This window comes from Achromobacter sp. B7, assembly GCF_003600685.1.
Lineage (GTDB): Bacteria > Pseudomonadota > Gammaproteobacteria > Burkholderiales > Burkholderiaceae_B > Achromobacter > Achromobacter spanius_B.
In genome coordinates this window covers 5147776-5164232 of the sequence record NZ_CP032084.1, presented here as the reverse complement: position 1 = coordinate 5164232, position 16457 = coordinate 5147776, and the positions used below count along the sequence as shown (strand labels likewise).

Genomic DNA, 16457 nt, shown 5'->3' with positions numbered 1-16457 from the left:
TGGCACTCTCGGACAAGCCCTGTGCAGTTGGGGGCAAGGCCCGGAAAACCGCTGCCGGATGTAATGGCAAGGGTGTGCCACCCGGCAAGGCTTCAGGAGATGAGTGTGGATGACAAGGCAATGCAGTCCGACGCGTTTTTCAAGCGCTCGGCCGACAAGCTCGATTTCGGCAACTGGAACGTGCGGGAAAAAATCGCCCTAAGCTGCCGCATCCTGGCAAGGGAAGGGCACTCGGAGACGCTGGCAGGGCAGATCACCGTGAAGAACGATGACGGCTCCTACTACACGACGGCGCTGGCCCAGGCCTTCGACGAGATCCGGCCCGACACGGTGATTCGCATCAACGACGACATGGACGTGCTGCAAGGAGAGGGCACGCCCAATCCCGCCGTGCGGTTTCATTTCTGGGTCTATCGCAACCGGCCGGATGTGCGCTGCATCGTGCATACCCACCCGCCTTATGTGTCGACCCTGGCCATGACCGGGCGCCCGCTGGTGGTGTCGCACATGGACGCAACGCCGTTTCACAACGACTGTGCGCATCTGAAGGAATGGCCGGGCTTGCCGATCGCCGACCAGGAGGGCGAAATCATTTCCGCCGCCTTGGGCAAAAAGCGCTGCGTGCTGTTGGCCAACCACGGGTTCCTGGCGGCGACCGCTTCTGTGGAAGAAACCTTGTATCTGTCGGTGCTGATCGAGCGCGCCGCGCGTAATCAATTGCTGGCCGCTGCCGCCTACGGCGAGGTGAAGCCGGTGGACGATGCGCTGGCGGCCGAGTCGCACGACTTTCTGCTCAAGCCCAGCATCGTGCGAGCCAGCTTCGCCATGTTTGCGCGTCGTATCGAACGGCAGGGCATTGCGCAGGCATAAGCAAAGCCTTCGGCGAAAAGCCACAAGACCGCAACAAGACCGCAGCAAAACGGCCCCAAGCCAAAGGGCCGCCTCATGACAAAAAAGGCCGGCCGCAAAGAGCGGGCCGGCCTTTCTGATCCACCACGACACGACTTACGCGTCGGCGGCGCCTTCCTCAGCCACGGCCGTCGGCTGCACCTGGTTAATCAGCGCGGGCCAGGTGTTGATCGACAGCAGATGGCAGTACACCAGCGGCAGCCAGCCATTGGCGCGCCAGCGCAGGAACTCGTCGTCCGGCAGCTTGTTGAACTTGGCTTCGTCGATCACCTTGAAGCCGGACATGGCCAGGCGCTGGCCATCGGGCAGGGTGATGTCGGCGCGGTTCTCGATCAGCAGATCGGCGGCGGCCAGGGCCTGCGCGAACTCCATCGTGTAGGCGTGCTGGTTCTGGTAGTCGCGGCAGAATTCCAGCGCGCTGCGGGCCAGGTCGGTGGGCTCACCGGCTTCGTCGAAGAACGGATTGTCGCGGCCTTCGACCACCGAGGCGGCCTTCTCGTCGACGCATAGCGTGAACTGGCTGCGGTCTTCGTTCTCCATGAAGATGAAGGGATAGCGGCGCACGTAAGCCGGGATGTAGGTGCCGGCGCGCCATTGGCCGTCGGCGTCGACGAACAGGTTTTCCTGGCCGCGCACGCCCAGCACCGCGACGGGCGTGGGCTGATCGCCGTCAGTGAAGACAATGGGAAAGTGGCGGCAGGCGGTCGGCAGCTCGGTGGCCACCAACGGCACGGCGTTGGTGGTGGCGGCATAGGCAAAGCCCGTGTTGCCGGCCAGCGACAGGTTGGCGTGCACGCCGGCAGCCAGGGGACGGGGTTGTTCGTAGAACAGGGGAAGCGAAGTCTGCGTAGTCATGGTGTCGAATCAAAGAGTGCGGGATTGCGCGTCGTTGTCGCGACGCTCGTCGTCGGAAGACGGGCTGCCTTCGGCGACGGGTTGTTGCGGATTGGCGGCTGGGGCTTGCAGTACCGACGTGTTGCCGTTCGGAACGTTCAGCATGGCGTTGTCGCCGGAAGGCAGTTGCCAGTTGAAGGTGGCCGAGGCCACTTTCAGCACCTGCGGATCGGCGTAGGCGCCCAACGGGTCCGGGCCGAAACTATCAGACGGGACCGTACCACGGAACAAAGATGACGCGGTAGGCGTGGTCGGGATGACCGGCTGCGGCGCGGTGATGGCGGACAGGCGGTCGATAACGCCCGTCGGACCCCACGTGGTGCCGTTCAGGTAGTACGGCGAGCCCACCAGCGAGCTCTTGATGGAAGCGGCCGCCACGGCGCCCGTCTTGCCACCTAGCGTGCCCCACACGTCGGCCGAACCGGCGGTCGGAACGGTCAACGAGGCCACGTTCAGCTTGTGGCTGAGATCGGCATCGTTCAGGCCGATGCGCAGCGCGCCCAACGGGCCGGCGGCCAGCGTCAACGCCGTTTGCGGGCCCACCAGGCCAACGGCGGTGATGTCGCCGTTGGTGCTGATGGTGGCATTCGCGCCTTGCAGCGTGGCGGGTGCGCCCAGGTTGATGGGGCCTTGGGTCACCAGCAGCTGCGCGGGCAGCGTCAGCCCGGCGCCGCCGGTTTGCGTGAAGCCCGTGGCGGCTTTCACCGTCGAGCCGGCGGCGAACGTCGTCGTGCCGGTCGGGTCGGTGTTGGTGATGCGGATCGGACCCGTGTCGGCGGTGACGTCCTTGCCGAACGCAACCTTGCCGCCCGTGATGTCGATGCCGTCAGGACCCGAGGCGCGCACGTTGCCGTTGTAGCTGGCGGACTTGGCTTCCAGCTGCTGCACGCGGTAGGCGCTGACGTCGCCGTTGAACACGATGGTGTCCACGGCGCGCAGCGTTAGCGAGCCCAGGCCGGTGGCGTCGCCCGCCACCAGCACGTTCTTGCCCGCGTTGATGGCCAGGTTGTTGCCGTTGCCGTCCAGCTTGCTGCCCAGCACGACCGAACCCGTGGTGCTGGTCAGGTCGCGGTCGCCGGTCAACGTCACCGCGCCGGTGTAGACCTGGTCGCCGGTCGTGACGACCTTGCCCGGGCCCATCGTGGTGGTGCCTTCGATCGCCAGGCCGCGCAGCGGCGTCGTCGCGCCGATGTCGCCCTGGATGTCGGCGTTGCCGGCAATGATCAGCCCTTGCTGGCCCGACTCGGTGCCGTCCACGCCGGCCTTCAGTTGCACGTTGGTGCCGGTCAGCGTGGTGTCCACGCCGGACAGGATCACGTGCTGGCCATACTGCTGCGAACCCGTGGTGTCGACCGAACCGCCGTTGATCAGCAGGTCGCCGTTGCCGCTGGTTTGCAGCGACGCGGTGCGGACCGGGCCGTCCAGAACGGTGTCGCCCGACGCATTGATCGTCAGGTTGCCCAGGCGCGAACCTTGGCCGACCGGGCCTGCAAACTCGACGTTGCCCTTGTCCGCCGACACAGTCATGTCGTGCCCGCCGTCAACGGCGTCGTTGAAGCGAATGTCGCCGTCGCGGTTGGCCACGGTAACGTCGCCGCCCAGCGTGACCGCGCCTTGGTACGACTGGTCGCCCGTGGTCGCGATGCTGCCTTGGCCCAGCGTGGACTTGCCGTTCACCGTCAGGCCGGCCAGCGCATTCTGTGCACCGATCGGACCCTTCAGCACGGCGTCGCCGTCAATGGTCAGCTCATGCGAGCCGTCGGCGCCGCCCAACAGGCCCACCGTGCTGCCCTTCAGGACGGTGTCACCGCCCAGCACCACGCGTTCGCCGTAGGACTGCGCACCGGTCGTGTCGACCAGGCCGCCGTTGATGCCGATTGTGCCGCCCACGTCCGACGTGACCGACGCCGCGTACACCGCGCCGTTCAGCGCGGTCGCACCCTGGCTGGCGATGGTGATGTCACCCAGTCGGCCACCCGCGTCGTCACCGACGGCGTCCGTAAACGTGACATTGCCCGCACTGGCCGAGAGCGACAGATCGTGCCCGTCGCCCTGGCTGCTGGCCACCTTGTCGTTGAACGTGATGCTGCCGCCTTGCGTCGTCAACGCCACGTCGCCGTCTAGCGTGACCTCGCCGTTGTACGACTGCTTGCCGCTCGTGCCGATGCTGCCGTCCAGGCTGGACGTGCCGTTCACCGTCAGGCTCGCCAGCGCGTCCTGCGCACCGAACGCGCCCTTGAACACGGCGTCGCCGTCGATGGTCAGGTCGTGAGGGCCGTTGCCGCCACCCAAGAGGTTGACGCTGCTGCCCTTCAACACCGTATCCGCGCCTAGCGTGACCCGTTCGCGGAAGGTTTGCGTGCCCGTCGTGTCGACCAGGCCGCCGTTGATCGCGACCGTGCCGGGGGCGTCCGTCTGCGCGGACGCGGCGTATACCGCGCCGTTGAACGTGGTCGCGCCGGCGGTGTTGGCCGTCAGGTTGCCCAGGCGTTGTCCCGCGCTGCCCACGGCGTTAAAGCTGATGTCGCCCGCCGCTGTGGAGTCGATCACGACGTTGCGGCCGCCGATCAGCGCGCCGTCGAACGTGACGTTGCCGGTGGTGGTGGACAGCGACTGGTCGCTGCCCAGCGTGACGTCGTCCTGGTAGTGCTGGCTGCCGGTGGTGGCGATGCTGCCGGTGGTCAGCGTGGCGGGCCCGTTGACGGTCAGGCTGGCCAGCTTGGTGTTGGCGCCGATGGCGCCGGCCAGCGTGGCCGGGCCGTCGACGGTCAGCGCGTACGCGCCGTCTACGCCATCGGCCAGCGTGACGCCGCTGCCGCTCAACGTCGTGTCGGCGCCCAGCACCACAGCGGCGCTGTAGGACTGCATGCCGGTCGTTGTGACGCTGCCGCCGTTAAGCGCAGTGACGCCGGTGCCGACCTGGTTCAGCGATGCGGTGTTGACCGCGCCGCCGTAGGTGGTGGCGCCGGCCGTCAGAACGGTCAGCGCGTTCGCGCCCGAGACGTCGCCCGTGAACGTAACCGCGCCGTTGCCCGTGTACACGTTGACGCCGCCAGCCAACACGGTGTCGCCATCGACGCCGAAAGCGCCGTTGCCGGTGGTGTACAGGCCACGCAGCGTGGTGTCGCCGTTGTACTGCTGGGCACCGCTGGTCGCGACGTTTTGCAGGCTGATGTTGGCGCCGTCGATGCTCAGGCCGGCCAGGTTGATGGCGTTGCCGCCCAGCGTGACGTTGCCGTCGTTGGCGACGATCACCGCTTGCTGGTTGCCACCGTTCAGCGCGCCCGAGATGTTGACATTGCCGCCGTCGCCGTTGGCGGTCAGCGTGCGCTTGCCGCCCGTCAGCGTGGCGTTGCCCGAGATGTCGATGGACGCGCCGGTCAGGTCGCCGCCAAGCGTGACGCTACCGTTGTAGGTTTGCGCGCCAGCGGTGTCGACGGCTGCCGTGCCGATCTGCGCGCCAAACACCGTCAGGTTGTTGACCTGGCTGTTGGTGATGGCGTGGTTGATGCCGACGTTGCCCGATGACGATCCCAGCAACACGTCGCCGTGATTGCCGGCGGTAAGGCCGACGCTGCTGATCAGGTCGCCGTCGGCGGCGATCTGGATGCTGCCGTCCGCCGTCGCAATATTGCCCAGCGTCAGCGGGCCGGTGGCCTCGACGACGATGTCGCCGGCGCCCAGCACGTTGGCCTTGAGATAGCGCGCCGACGTGGTGAAGGCGGCGTTGCCGTCACCGATGCCGTTCTTGCTGGTCAGGTCCAGGCTGTTGGTCGTGACATCGCTGCCCAGGGCCACCAACGAGCCTTCGGCGGCGGCCAGCACGACCGTGCCGTTCGCAGCGCCAGCGTTGATGGTGCCGACCACCACGTCGCCATGCTGCGAGCTCAGGTCGATGCCGCGGTTGTTGCCGGCGGCCGTGGCCGACACGTCCAGCGTGGCGGTGGCGTTGGCGGTGATGTTGCCGTTGGCGGTGGACAACGAGGCGGTCAGCGCGCCGGTATTGTTCAGCGTCAGGTTGGCCGGCGTGGTGACGCCGGTCAGGTTGACGTTGGCGTTGGCCACCTCAGTGGTCAGCGCCGTGTTGCCGCCCGCCGCGCCACTGGTGATGTTCAGCGTATCGCCGCGCGCAATGATGTTGCGCGGCGTGGCGCCCGCTGCCACCACGTCTTGCAGGCCCACCAGAGTGATGGTGTCGTTGGCCTGCACGCCCGTGCCTGCCACCGTCAGCGTGCCGTTCGAGGACAGCAGCACGTTGTCGGCGGTATTGGACAGCCCCGAACGCGCGTCCAGGTCGCCCGACGAACGGAGGTAGACCGAGCTGTTGTCGCCCGTTTGCGTCACGTCGCCGGTCAGCGTCAGGGCGCGCGTGCCCACGTTGTTCAGCGCGATGACCGCGCCGTCGGCACCCGTGGTCAGGTCGCCCAGCGACGCAACGTTGGTGCGCAGGGCGATGCCGCCCAGGCCGGTCGCCAGGTTACCCACCGTGCCGATGCTGCCGCCCGCCGTGGCCGTCAGGCTGTTGCCGAAGACCAGGTTGCCGGGAATCGCGCCCAGGATGGATCCGGCCGCCTTCAGCGTGACGTCGCCCAAGGTCAGGGCGTCGATCGTGTTGATCGACAGGTCGCCGTTGGACGTGGCGATCGAGATGTCGTTGGTCGCCGAGTTGGTCTTGGTGCTGGCGCTGTTCACCAGCGTGGGGCCGGCGGTGGTGATGCCGATGGCGCCGTTCTGCGTAGCGATGGCGTTCAGCGTGGTGCCGGCCGCGCGGTTGTCGTCCAGGAAGATCGAGCCGTTGCCGGTAACTTCCGCGTTGATGAAGGCGGCGGTCGTCTGCACGTTGTCGGCCGAGCCTTCGGCGCCGCCGATGCCCGCGCCGGCTTTCAGCGTGACCGAGTTGCCGATGATGCGCGTGGATTCCTCGCGATCGTCAACGATGGTGCTGCCGGTCTTGCTGTAGTCGATGTTGACCGTGCCCGTGCCCGCGTCGATGTTGCCCGTCACCAGTTGGCTGTTGGTGCCGTTGCCCACGATCTTGATCGTGCCGCTGCCGTTGCTGGCGACGGCGTTGGCGATTTGCAGGTTGCCGGCCGCCGCGATGTCGATGGTGCCGCCCGACAGGTACGAGTACACGGCGTTGTTGTCCGCCGCCAGATACATGCCGCCCAGCGTGGTCGCTTCGACGCGCTGGCCGCTGGCGTTGATGCGGCCGTTGGCGGTGTCGACGCCGATGCCGCTGCGCGCGTTCAACGCGACGCCGTACGCCTTGATGTTGGCGCCGCCCACGTCGGCCAGGATGGCGCCGTTCTCGGCGTTCAGCGTGACCTGGCCTTGGGTGGCGCCGGCCTGCACGTTCTTGACGAAGATGCTGCCCGCCGTCGCCTTCACCGAAATGCCGTTGCCCGCTGCGTCCGTGCCCGACGTCATGCTGGTCAGGAACAGGCTGCCCGACGACGTGATGCGCGTTTCGCCGTTGGCCACCGAGGTGCTCAGGCCGCCTTGCATGCTGCCGACGCTGTCCAGGTACAGCGAACCGGCGCCGGTGACGCTGGCGGACACGGCGTTGTTCAAGGCCGCGATCTTGATCGCCGCGTCGGTGGTGCCGATGCCGTTCTTGGCGGTCAGCGTGATGGCGCCGGTGCCCGAGCCGGAGATGGCGCCGCCGCCGTCCAGGATGCTGCCGTTCTGCGCGTTCAGCGTCAGCGTCTTATTGCTGCCGTAGCGAACGGAGCCGACCAGGATGTCGCCCGTGGTCGTCGTGACGGACAGGTCTTCGCCTGCGTTGAGGTTGCCCAGGTTGATCGAGCCCGCCTGGTTCAACCAGATGCCGCCCGAGGCCGTGGCCGCGATGTTCTTGACCTGCGTGTTCAGGGCGCGGGTGGACGAGCCAATCGCGTTGGGCGTGTCGCCCGACCCGGTGGACAACGTCAGGTTGCCCGCCGTGATCTTCGACGTGCCGGTCATGCCCTGGATGGAGCCGCCGGTGTAGTAGTAGGGGTTGGTCGACAGGTTGACCGAGCCATTGGCCGTGACGTCGATGTCGTTCAGCGTGATCGAGCCGATAGCCTGGTACGTGAAGTTCAGGCCGGTGGTGTCACGAACGATGGTCAGCGCGGTGTTGTTGCTGGTGTCGGCCCCGCTGAACGTCAGGTTCTGCGCGTCGATGGTCAGGAACCCGTTGCTGCCGTACTGGTTGCCCTGCGCGTTGTTGCGGTTGATGGTCAGGTCGCTCAGGTCGGCCAGGTTGTCGACGTAGATGCTGCCCGGGGTGTTCAGCGTCAGCGATGGCGTGTCCAGATGGATGCGATTGGCGTTGCCCGAGCCAATGCTGCGCGATGTGCCGTAGTCGGCCGTCAGCGTGACGCTGTTGCCGGTGATGCGGTTGCTGTTGTTTGCGCCGACGATGTTGCCCGTGCTGGTCGACAACGCGACCGCGCCATTGCTGGTGCTGATGGTGCCCACCACCAGGTCGCGGCCGCCGCGGGCGGTATCGGCGGTCAGCGTGATGTTGCCGTCGCCGGTGACCGAGGCGGCCTGCAAGCCATAGGTTTCGATCAGCGCGATGCTGCCGTCCGCCGTGGCCGTCTGGTTGGCGCTAAGGTTGACGATCGTCGTGCCGCCCGAGCTCAGGTTGGTGGTGCGGATGGCGCTCTTGTTGCCGATCGAGCCATTGGCCGTCAGGGTGACGGTGGTGGCGTTGCTGATCGTGCCGCTCAGGATCGAGCCGCCCGAGTTGTTGACGGTGAAGCTGTTGCCGTTGGTGTTGACCGAGCCCAGCTCGATGTCGCCGACGGTGTTGCTGACCGAGCTGGCGCCGGTCGAGGTCAGGCTGGGCAGGCTGGTGTTGCCTTCCACCGTAATGAACGCCCCGCCGCCGACGGCGCGGCCGCTCAGCGTGCTGACGCGGGTGTCGATGGCGTTGCCGACGCCGCTTGCGCCGATGGCGGCGTTGGCGGTCAGGTTCAGCGACGCGGCATCGATCTTGGTGTTGGCATCGCCATCGCCCAGCAGCGACGCGTTGCGCGAGGTCAGCGACACGTTGTCGTAGCCGACGTTGATGGTGCCCACGGTGACGTTGCGGTCGCTGCTGACGGTCAGGTTCAGGCCGCCCGCGTCCGTGATGTTGCCCAGCACCAGGCCGGCCGTGCTGCCGCTGCCGCCGTCGGTGGCGGTAAAGCCGATGTTGCCCTGGCCGTCGCGGGTCGGGGAATTGATGCTGTAGGAACGCGCGCCGTTGCCCGTCGAATACAGAGACAACGCATCGATGTGCTTGTCGGAATCGATATAGACGTCGCCGGCGTTCTGGATGTTCAGCAGCGGGGCCGACAGATTGATCTCGCGGCCCGTGCCGCCGATGGCGCCCGAGCCCTGCGTGGTCAGCGAAACCTGGGCGGCCGTGATGCGCTGGCTGTCATCGGCGCTGCCCAGGATGCTGTTGTTGCTGGACAGGCGCACCGTGCCGGTGGACTGCGTGTCGATGGTGCCGATGTCCTGGCCAACGTTGCTGGACAGCATCAGGTTCAGGCCGGTGTTGTCGCGGACATTGTTGACTTGCAGGCGGCCGTCATGCACCACATCGAACAGCAATTCGTTCGACGTGACGTCGTAGGTCGAAGGCGCGACACCCGTTGCATACAACGACAGGCTGGCCAGGTCGACGTCGTTGTTCACGTAGACGTGGCTGCCGCTCGTCAGGTAGAGCTCGCTGGTGGTGGTGTTGATCTTGTCGGCCGGACCCGAGCCGATCTGGCCGGTGGCGAAGAGCGACACCGAATCGCCCGTCACGTGCGAGGTGGGCGACAGGTTGACCAGGTTGCTGCCCGCACCGTTGGCGGCCAGGCTGACGGCATGCGCGGGGCCGGTGTCGATGTTGCCGATGTACACCGTGCGGTCGCCGGAGAACGAGAAGTTCAGGCCGGTGGTGTCGCGCACGTCAAACAGGTTGTAGCCGCCGGTGTCCGTGACGTTGAACGTCAGGCCCTGCGCCGCGACCTGCACCACGTTGTCCGCCGACGGGTTGGCGTGATTGGCCGTGACGTTCAGGCTGAACAGGTTCGACGCGTTGTTCAGGTACAGATCCTTGCCGGTCTGCGTGGTCAGTTGCCGCGTGTCGGCCTGCACCGCATTGCCGGCGGCGCCGATGGACTGCGTGGCGGTCAGCGTCAGCGAGGGGGCGACGAAGCTGCTGCCCGCGCCTTGAAGAACCGACCCGTTGGTGACGTTCACCTGCGCGGAGCCCGCGACGTTGTTGTTGCCCAGGGTCAGGGTCTTGTTGTTCGAGATCCACAGGCTGCCGCGCAGGTTCGAGGACAGCTTGTCCACGCTGACGTACAGCGGCTGGTTGGTGTTGTACGTACCCGTGACCGAGCTGGCATTGAGCGTCAGCGCGCCCGTGGTGATGTTGGGGCTGCTGGCGCTGCTGCTGTTGCCGTAGATGTTGCTGTTGCTGCCCAGCGTGACCGAGCCGCCGGCGCCGGTGGCCACGTTGTTGACGGTCAGCGCGCGGTCGGACGAGATCGACAGCGCCAGGTTGCCCGCGGTGGAAACGTTGCCAAGCGTCAGCCCCGAGGTGCCGGTCGAATCGCTCAGCGAGAACGTCAGGCCGGTGGCCGAGACGCTGTACGAATTGTTCTGCGAGCCGCTCGAGCTGGCGTGGTTCGCGGTCAGCGACAACGACGTCAGCTGCTTGTCGTTGGAGACGGACACGTTGCCCGCCGACGCGATCGACAGATTGTTCGTGCTGGTCGAAGCGGCGACGCTGCCGTTCGTGCCCAGCGCGTTCAGGCTGACGTTGTTGCCGGTAATGACGCCCGAGCCGCGGCTGATGGTCGGCAGGAACGACGTGTTGGCGTAGCGCGAGGTCAGCGTCACGGAACCCGTGGCGCCGGTATTGATCATGCCGGTGGCAATGGCGGAATCGGCGTTGACGGCCAGTGCGGCGCCGTTCATGTCTGCCGCGATCGTCAGGCTGGTGCCACCCGCGATCGACAGCGTCTGGCCGCCCAGCCCGCTGAAGGCATAGGCGTTGGTGTCGAAGTTGGTGGTGCTGGCCGCATCGCGGCGGCTCAGGTTCAGGTCGATGCTGCTTAGCGCCTGGTTCCCGTTGTTCAGGAAGATGTCGCCGTTGTTGGTAATTGCCAGGTTGGCGGTCGTGGTGCGCAGCGCGCGGCCGGCGGCGCCGATGGCCCCGGTGTTTGCATCGCGCGCGGTGTAGCTGTCGCTGCCGGTGGCCGACAGCTTGACCGTGCCCGCCGTGATGCGGCCGGAGCCGGCGTCACTGGTGATGCTGGAATTGACGCCGCCATAGGCCGTGGTCAGGCTGACCAGGTTGCTGGCGGCAATGGCGCCCACCTGGATGTTCTTGCGGCCGCTGAAGCTGAAGTCCGTCAGCCCGCCCGTGATCTGTTCCAGGTACTGCGTGGTGCCGTCGTCGGTGATGCGGATGGTCTGGCCCGCGCCGCCGCCGATGGCGATGGTGCTGGTGGCGCCGGACGCGCGCTGGCTGTTGATCGCCAGGCTGCGCAGCACGGTGTCGCTGGCGACAAAGAAGTCGATGCCCGCCGACAGGCTCAACGCGGACGTGCCGGCCAGGGCCAGCGTGCCGCCCGTGGCCGACGAGCCGATCGAGCTGCTGGCGCCCGCCGTCAACGCGACGTTCGCCGCGCGGATCGTGCCGGGGTTGGCCAGGTCGTCGTTGGCGATGTTGCCGCCCGCGATCAGGCTGACCTTGCCGCCCGCGCCGGCATCGATGTTGCCAACCCACAGGTTCTTGCCGTTGGCCGAGAACCCGAAATCCAGGTCGGTGGAACTGGCGATGTCCTTCAGGTGGATGCCGTTGGCGTCGTCCGTCAGCGTGAAGGCCGACAGGTTCGGTGCGGTGATCGCGTACGAGCCATAGACGTAGCCATTGCGCGTGACGGCCAGGCGCGTCAGCCCGGTCTCGTTGTTGACGGTGATGTCGCCACCGCTGGTCAGGCTGACGTCCGGCGCCTGCAAGGTCAGCGCGGCGCCGGCCGCGCCCAGCGATCCGGCGGCCGACAGCGCGATGCTGCTGGCCTGGATCTTCGTGGCGGCGTCGCCATCGTCAAGGATGGAACCCGCGCTGTTGGCCAGCGACGCGGGGCCGGCGGCCTGCACGTTGCCGATCAGAGTCGTGCCGTTCCCTTGCGTGTAGCCAAGCTGCCCGCCTGCCGTTACCGACGCCAGCTTGATGTTGCCGTAGGTGCCGTTCAGATAGAGGTCGCCGCCCGCGTTGGCCAGGACGTTGACCTGGCTGGGTCCGCCCACGCCCACATAGCGCACGCCGCCGCCGTAGTTGCCGCCGATGGAGCCGGTTGCGGTCAACGAGATATCGCCACCGCCCGCGTACACATTGCCCGAGCCGTTGCCCAGGATGGAGCCGTTGGCGGCGTTGATCGCGACGTCGCCGTTTGCGCTGCGCACCGTGCCGGACACCAGCAGGTCGCCCTGGCGCGCGTCGATCCGCACCGCGTCGGTGGCCGTGATGTTGTTCAGCGTGATGACGCCGGTGGTGTTGCTCGAACCCGTGGGCTTGGGCAACTGGACGTAGAAGCCGCCATTGCCGGCCGAGCCGTACAGGTTGCTGGTCAGGACGTCCAGATAGCCGGTGCCGGTGGCGCCGATGGCGCGGCCGGCCGACAGGCTCACCAGATTGGCCAGCAGTTGGGTGTTCTTGTTGCCGTCGTCGGCAATGGAGCCCGTGGTGTTCAGCGTGATGGCGCCGCTGTAGCCGGCGTCGATGCTGCCCACCGTGATGTCGCGGTCGCTGGCGAAGTTGAAGGTCACCGAGTTGCTGTCGCGCACCTGGTGGATGGTGTGGCCGGTGGCATCGTCGGTGATGTTGAACAGCAGCGACGGGGCGCGCACGTCCAGCACGTAGTGATCGTCCGGCCCCTTGTGGCGAGCGGTCACCGTCAAGCTGTTCAGGTCGGCGATGTTGGTCGCGTAGAGGTTGCCGCGCGTGTCCAGCGACAGCAGCGGCGCGTTGACCGAGACGAAATCGGCGTTGGTGCCGATGTCCTGGGCGGCGGTCAGGCTGACCGAGCTGGCGGTGACGCGCGTGTCCGCGATGCCGTCGTCCAGGATGCTGCCTTGGGTGGACGTCAGCGTGACGCCGCTGCCGGCGCGGATGTTGCCCAGCTTCAGGGTCTGGTCGCCGCTGAACACGAACTGGTTCAGCAATGAGCTATAGACCTGCTTCAATTCATACGCATTGCCCACATCGTCGTTGACGTCGAACGCGAGGAAGGGCGCGGAGACTTGCAGGACGTTCTTGCGCAGCGGGTCGGCGTGGGTGTTGCTGACGGACAAGTAGGTCAGCGTCTTGCCCGGGTTGTCGACGTAGATGTCGCCGCCGCTGCCCAGCGTCAGGCTGGTCGAGGCCGTCTTGATGTGGTCGCCCGCCGTGCCGATGTGCTGCTGCGCTTGCAGGTTGATGGCGTTGCCCAGCAGTTCGCTGTTGGCATTGGCGCGCAGGATGTTGCCGCCCTGGGCGTTCAGCCACAGGGTGCCCAGGCCGGCGTCCACCTTGTTCGCGGTCAGGTCCGCCACGCCGATGACGGAAATGCCGTTGTAGGCTTTCAGGTCATCCAGCAGCACCGAGCCCTGGGCCTGGTTGATGTAGATGCTGCCGCCCGTGGCGTGCAGTTCACCCGCCGCCGTGCGCAGGTAGGTACCCGTCGTGCCCACGGTGTAGCTGCTGTTCGATGCCGGCGCCAGCAGGGTGACGACGTTGCCGGTGATGAGCGATGCCGACGTGCCCGTGATGTTGCCGGCCCGCGCGGTCAGCGTGACGTTGCCCGAACCCGCGTTGACCTGGCCGGCGGAAATGCTGTTGCCCGTCAGGTTGACGGCGCCGCCGCCGGAACTGACGTTGTTGGCCAACACGCTGCCCGCGCCGGTGATCGCGATGGCGGCGTTGTCCGCCTGGGCCTGCGTGATGGTCAGGCTGGTGTTGCTGCTGTCCAGATACACGCCGCCCGGACCCGCCGTGGCGGACACGTTGCCGGCGTTGGTCTTCAGGCTGCGCGACGCGGCGCCGATGGCGCCGTTCTGCGCCGACAAGGCCAGCGTGTTGGTCGAGATCGTGGTGGCGTCGTCCCCGTCGTCCACGATGTTGCCCATGATCGAGGTCAGCGACGTCGAGGCGCCCGCCTTGATGGCGCCCACGGTCAGGTGGCCGCTGCTCCACACGGACAGCGGGCCGGTGGTTTCAACGGAACGCAGGTTCAGCGCGCCGGTGTTGTTCAGGTATACGCCGCCGACGCCGCTGGCGGCCGTCAGCGTGGCGGTCTGCGTGTTCAGGGCCTGGCCGGCGCTGCCGATGGCGCCGTTGTTGCCGTTGCTGCCGCTGGCCTTCAGCGCGATGCTGCCGGCGCTCATGCTGCCCGGGATGTTGCTGGCCAGGATGTCGCCGGCCGTGGACGTCAGCGCCAGCGTGCCGGAGCCCAACGAGACGGTGCCCACGCGGATCGTGCGGTCGCCGGTGAACGAGAAGCCCAGGCCGTCTTGCACGACCGAGTTCAGCTGATAGCCGCCGTTGTCCGCCAGCGAGAAATCCAGCCCGCCCGCCGAGGTGAGCTGGTACGTGTTGTTGACGCCCGGTTGCGCGTGGCGGCTGGTGATGTCCAGCGTGCTCAGTACCGAGCGGTTGGCCGCGAACAGGTTGCCGCCGGTGGCAAGCGCCAGGCGCGATGTCTGGGTGTTGACCGCGTTGCCGGCCTCGCCGATGTTGCCGCCGCTGGCGTCCAGGGTGACGGTGTTGCCCGCCACCACCTGGTTGGCGCCGCCCACGTTGCGGATGCTGCCCGCGCTGGTGCGGACCAGCGCCGCGCCGCTGCCGGCGTCAATGACATTGGCCAGGTTGATGTCGCCGGTGGCGTTCAGCGTGATCGCGCCGCCCCGGCTGGTCAGCTTGCCGATGTTGCTCAGCGTGCTGCCCACGCCCAGCGCTTCCAGCGTGATGGCGCCGCCCTGGGTGCTGATTTCGGTGTTCGAATTCTCGAAGCGGATGCCGCCCGTTTGCGTCGAACGCAGCGTGAAGCTGTTGCCCGAGGTCGTCTTCAGGTTGATCGCGGCCATGTCCGCAATCGTGATCTGCCCGGTGGCTTCCAGCTTGATGTTGGTGGTGCCGGCCAGGCTTTCCAACAGGCCGCGCGACACGGTGTTGTTGGCCGCGTTGGCGTCGCCGCTGTTGAGCGTGCCGTCGCCCGCGCTGCCGTCCAGCGCGCCCGAGCCGCTGCCGGAATCGACGATGCGCAGGTCGGTCGGGTCGATCAGCAACAAGCCCGTCTTGCCCTTGGGCGCGCGCATGTCCACGGAGCCGGTCAGGCCGATGTTCTTCTTGCTGGAGACTTCGGCAAAGCCGCCGTCGCCGCCTTGCTCGCCGCCGCGTGCCGACAGGCTGCCGGCAAAGGCGGTGGCCTCGTTGGACCACATCGTGACGCTGCCGCCGTTGCCGTTGACGCGCGCATCGGCCTTCAGCGTGGCGCCCGCCGCCACCTTGACGGTGGACGACTTGCCGCTGAACGCGGCCGAGCCGTCGTCCGGGGCAACGCCCAGGCTGCCCAGGGCGATCTCGCCGCCGCCCGCCGCGCCGGACACGTCGATGGCGGCGCCGCGAGCCACGTCCACGTGTTCACCGGTGACCACGACCTTGCCGCCTTGCTGGCCCGCGCCGGCGCCCGTGGCGTCGACCGTGCCCGCGATCTTGACGGTGCCGGCGTCGCCGCCGGACAGCACGATCTTGCCGTTCTGCGTGCCGACCGACTGGGCGCTGATGATGCCGTCGGTGTTGACGACGTTGTCGATCACGCCCTTGACGGCGCGCGCCGTCATCAGCACCGTGCCGCCGTCCGCGCGGATGACGCCGGTGTTGGTGACCAGTGCCGATACCGGCTTGCCGCTGGCGTCCTTGGGCAGTTCGCCCACGGTCGAGGTGGCGTCAAACGACAGCAGGCCGTCGCCCTGGAAGTCCACCGTGACGGTGTTCGCGCCCGCCAGGGCCACGCGGCCCAGCTTGGCCTGGATCACGCCCGAGTTGCTGACCGACGGCGCCACCAGCGCGGCCAGGCCGCTGTCCTTGATGGTGATCGTGCCTTCGTTGACGATCCGGGCATTGGCCTTGGTGGACGCCTGGTTGAACTTGTAGTTGCCGGCCAGGAAGTCCTTGTCGCTGATGTTCGCCGTGGTGGCGACCAGTCCGCCCACGTCGATGCGCGCGCCCTTGCCGAACACGACGCCGTTCGGGTTGACCAGCATCACCGTGCCGTTGGCGTTCAGCTTGCCGAAGATGGCCGACGGGTCGTTGCCGACCACGCGGTTCAGCGTGACGCTCTTGCCACCGGGCTGGCGGAAGTTGACCGTTTCGTTGGCGCCGATGCTGAAATCTTTCCAGTTGATGATCGCCTTGCCGCTGGACTGGTTGATGTCCAGCGTGCCGTTGCCGCGGTCATTGATGGTGGCGGCGCCGCCCACGACGTTGCCGCCGGTGGGGTTGGCGTGCGCGCCGCCGGAGGCGAGCGAGCCGATCAGCACGGCCAGCGTGCTGAGCGCGGGCAGGGCGGTGTCTTTCTTTATGCGCATGCGGCGAGCGGATTGGGCGAGGCTGCGGGATTTGCGATTCATGGTCGGTC

General features: G+C 67.2%; 3 protein-coding genes. 1 reads left to right on the top strand and 2 read right to left on the bottom strand.

The features are described from left to right. The first annotated feature begins 99 nt into the window (after positions 1-99). The gene (locus tag DVB37_RS23355) at positions 100-870 is read left to right on the top strand and encodes an aldolase (RefSeq protein WP_120156912.1); all 771 of its coding nucleotides are present in this window, start codon (positions 100-102) and stop codon (positions 868-870) included. A gap of 135 nt (positions 871-1005) precedes the next feature. On the opposite strand, the gene DVB37_RS23350 is transcribed toward DVB37_RS23355, so the two are convergent. Together DVB37_RS23350 and DVB37_RS23345 are read right to left on the bottom strand one after the other, a co-directional pair. Beyond that, positions 1006-1764: a SapC family protein gene (locus DVB37_RS23350; RefSeq protein ID WP_120156911.1), complete on the bottom strand. Its 759-nt coding sequence runs from the start codon at positions 1762-1764 to the stop codon at positions 1006-1008. A 9-nt stretch (positions 1765-1773) separates the two neighbouring features. Then, complete coding sequence (locus tag DVB37_RS23345) at positions 1774-16449, bottom strand: filamentous hemagglutinin N-terminal domain-containing protein (RefSeq protein WP_120156910.1); 14676 nt, start codon at positions 16447-16449, stop codon at positions 1774-1776. Between the last annotated feature and the right edge of the window lie 8 nt (positions 16450-16457).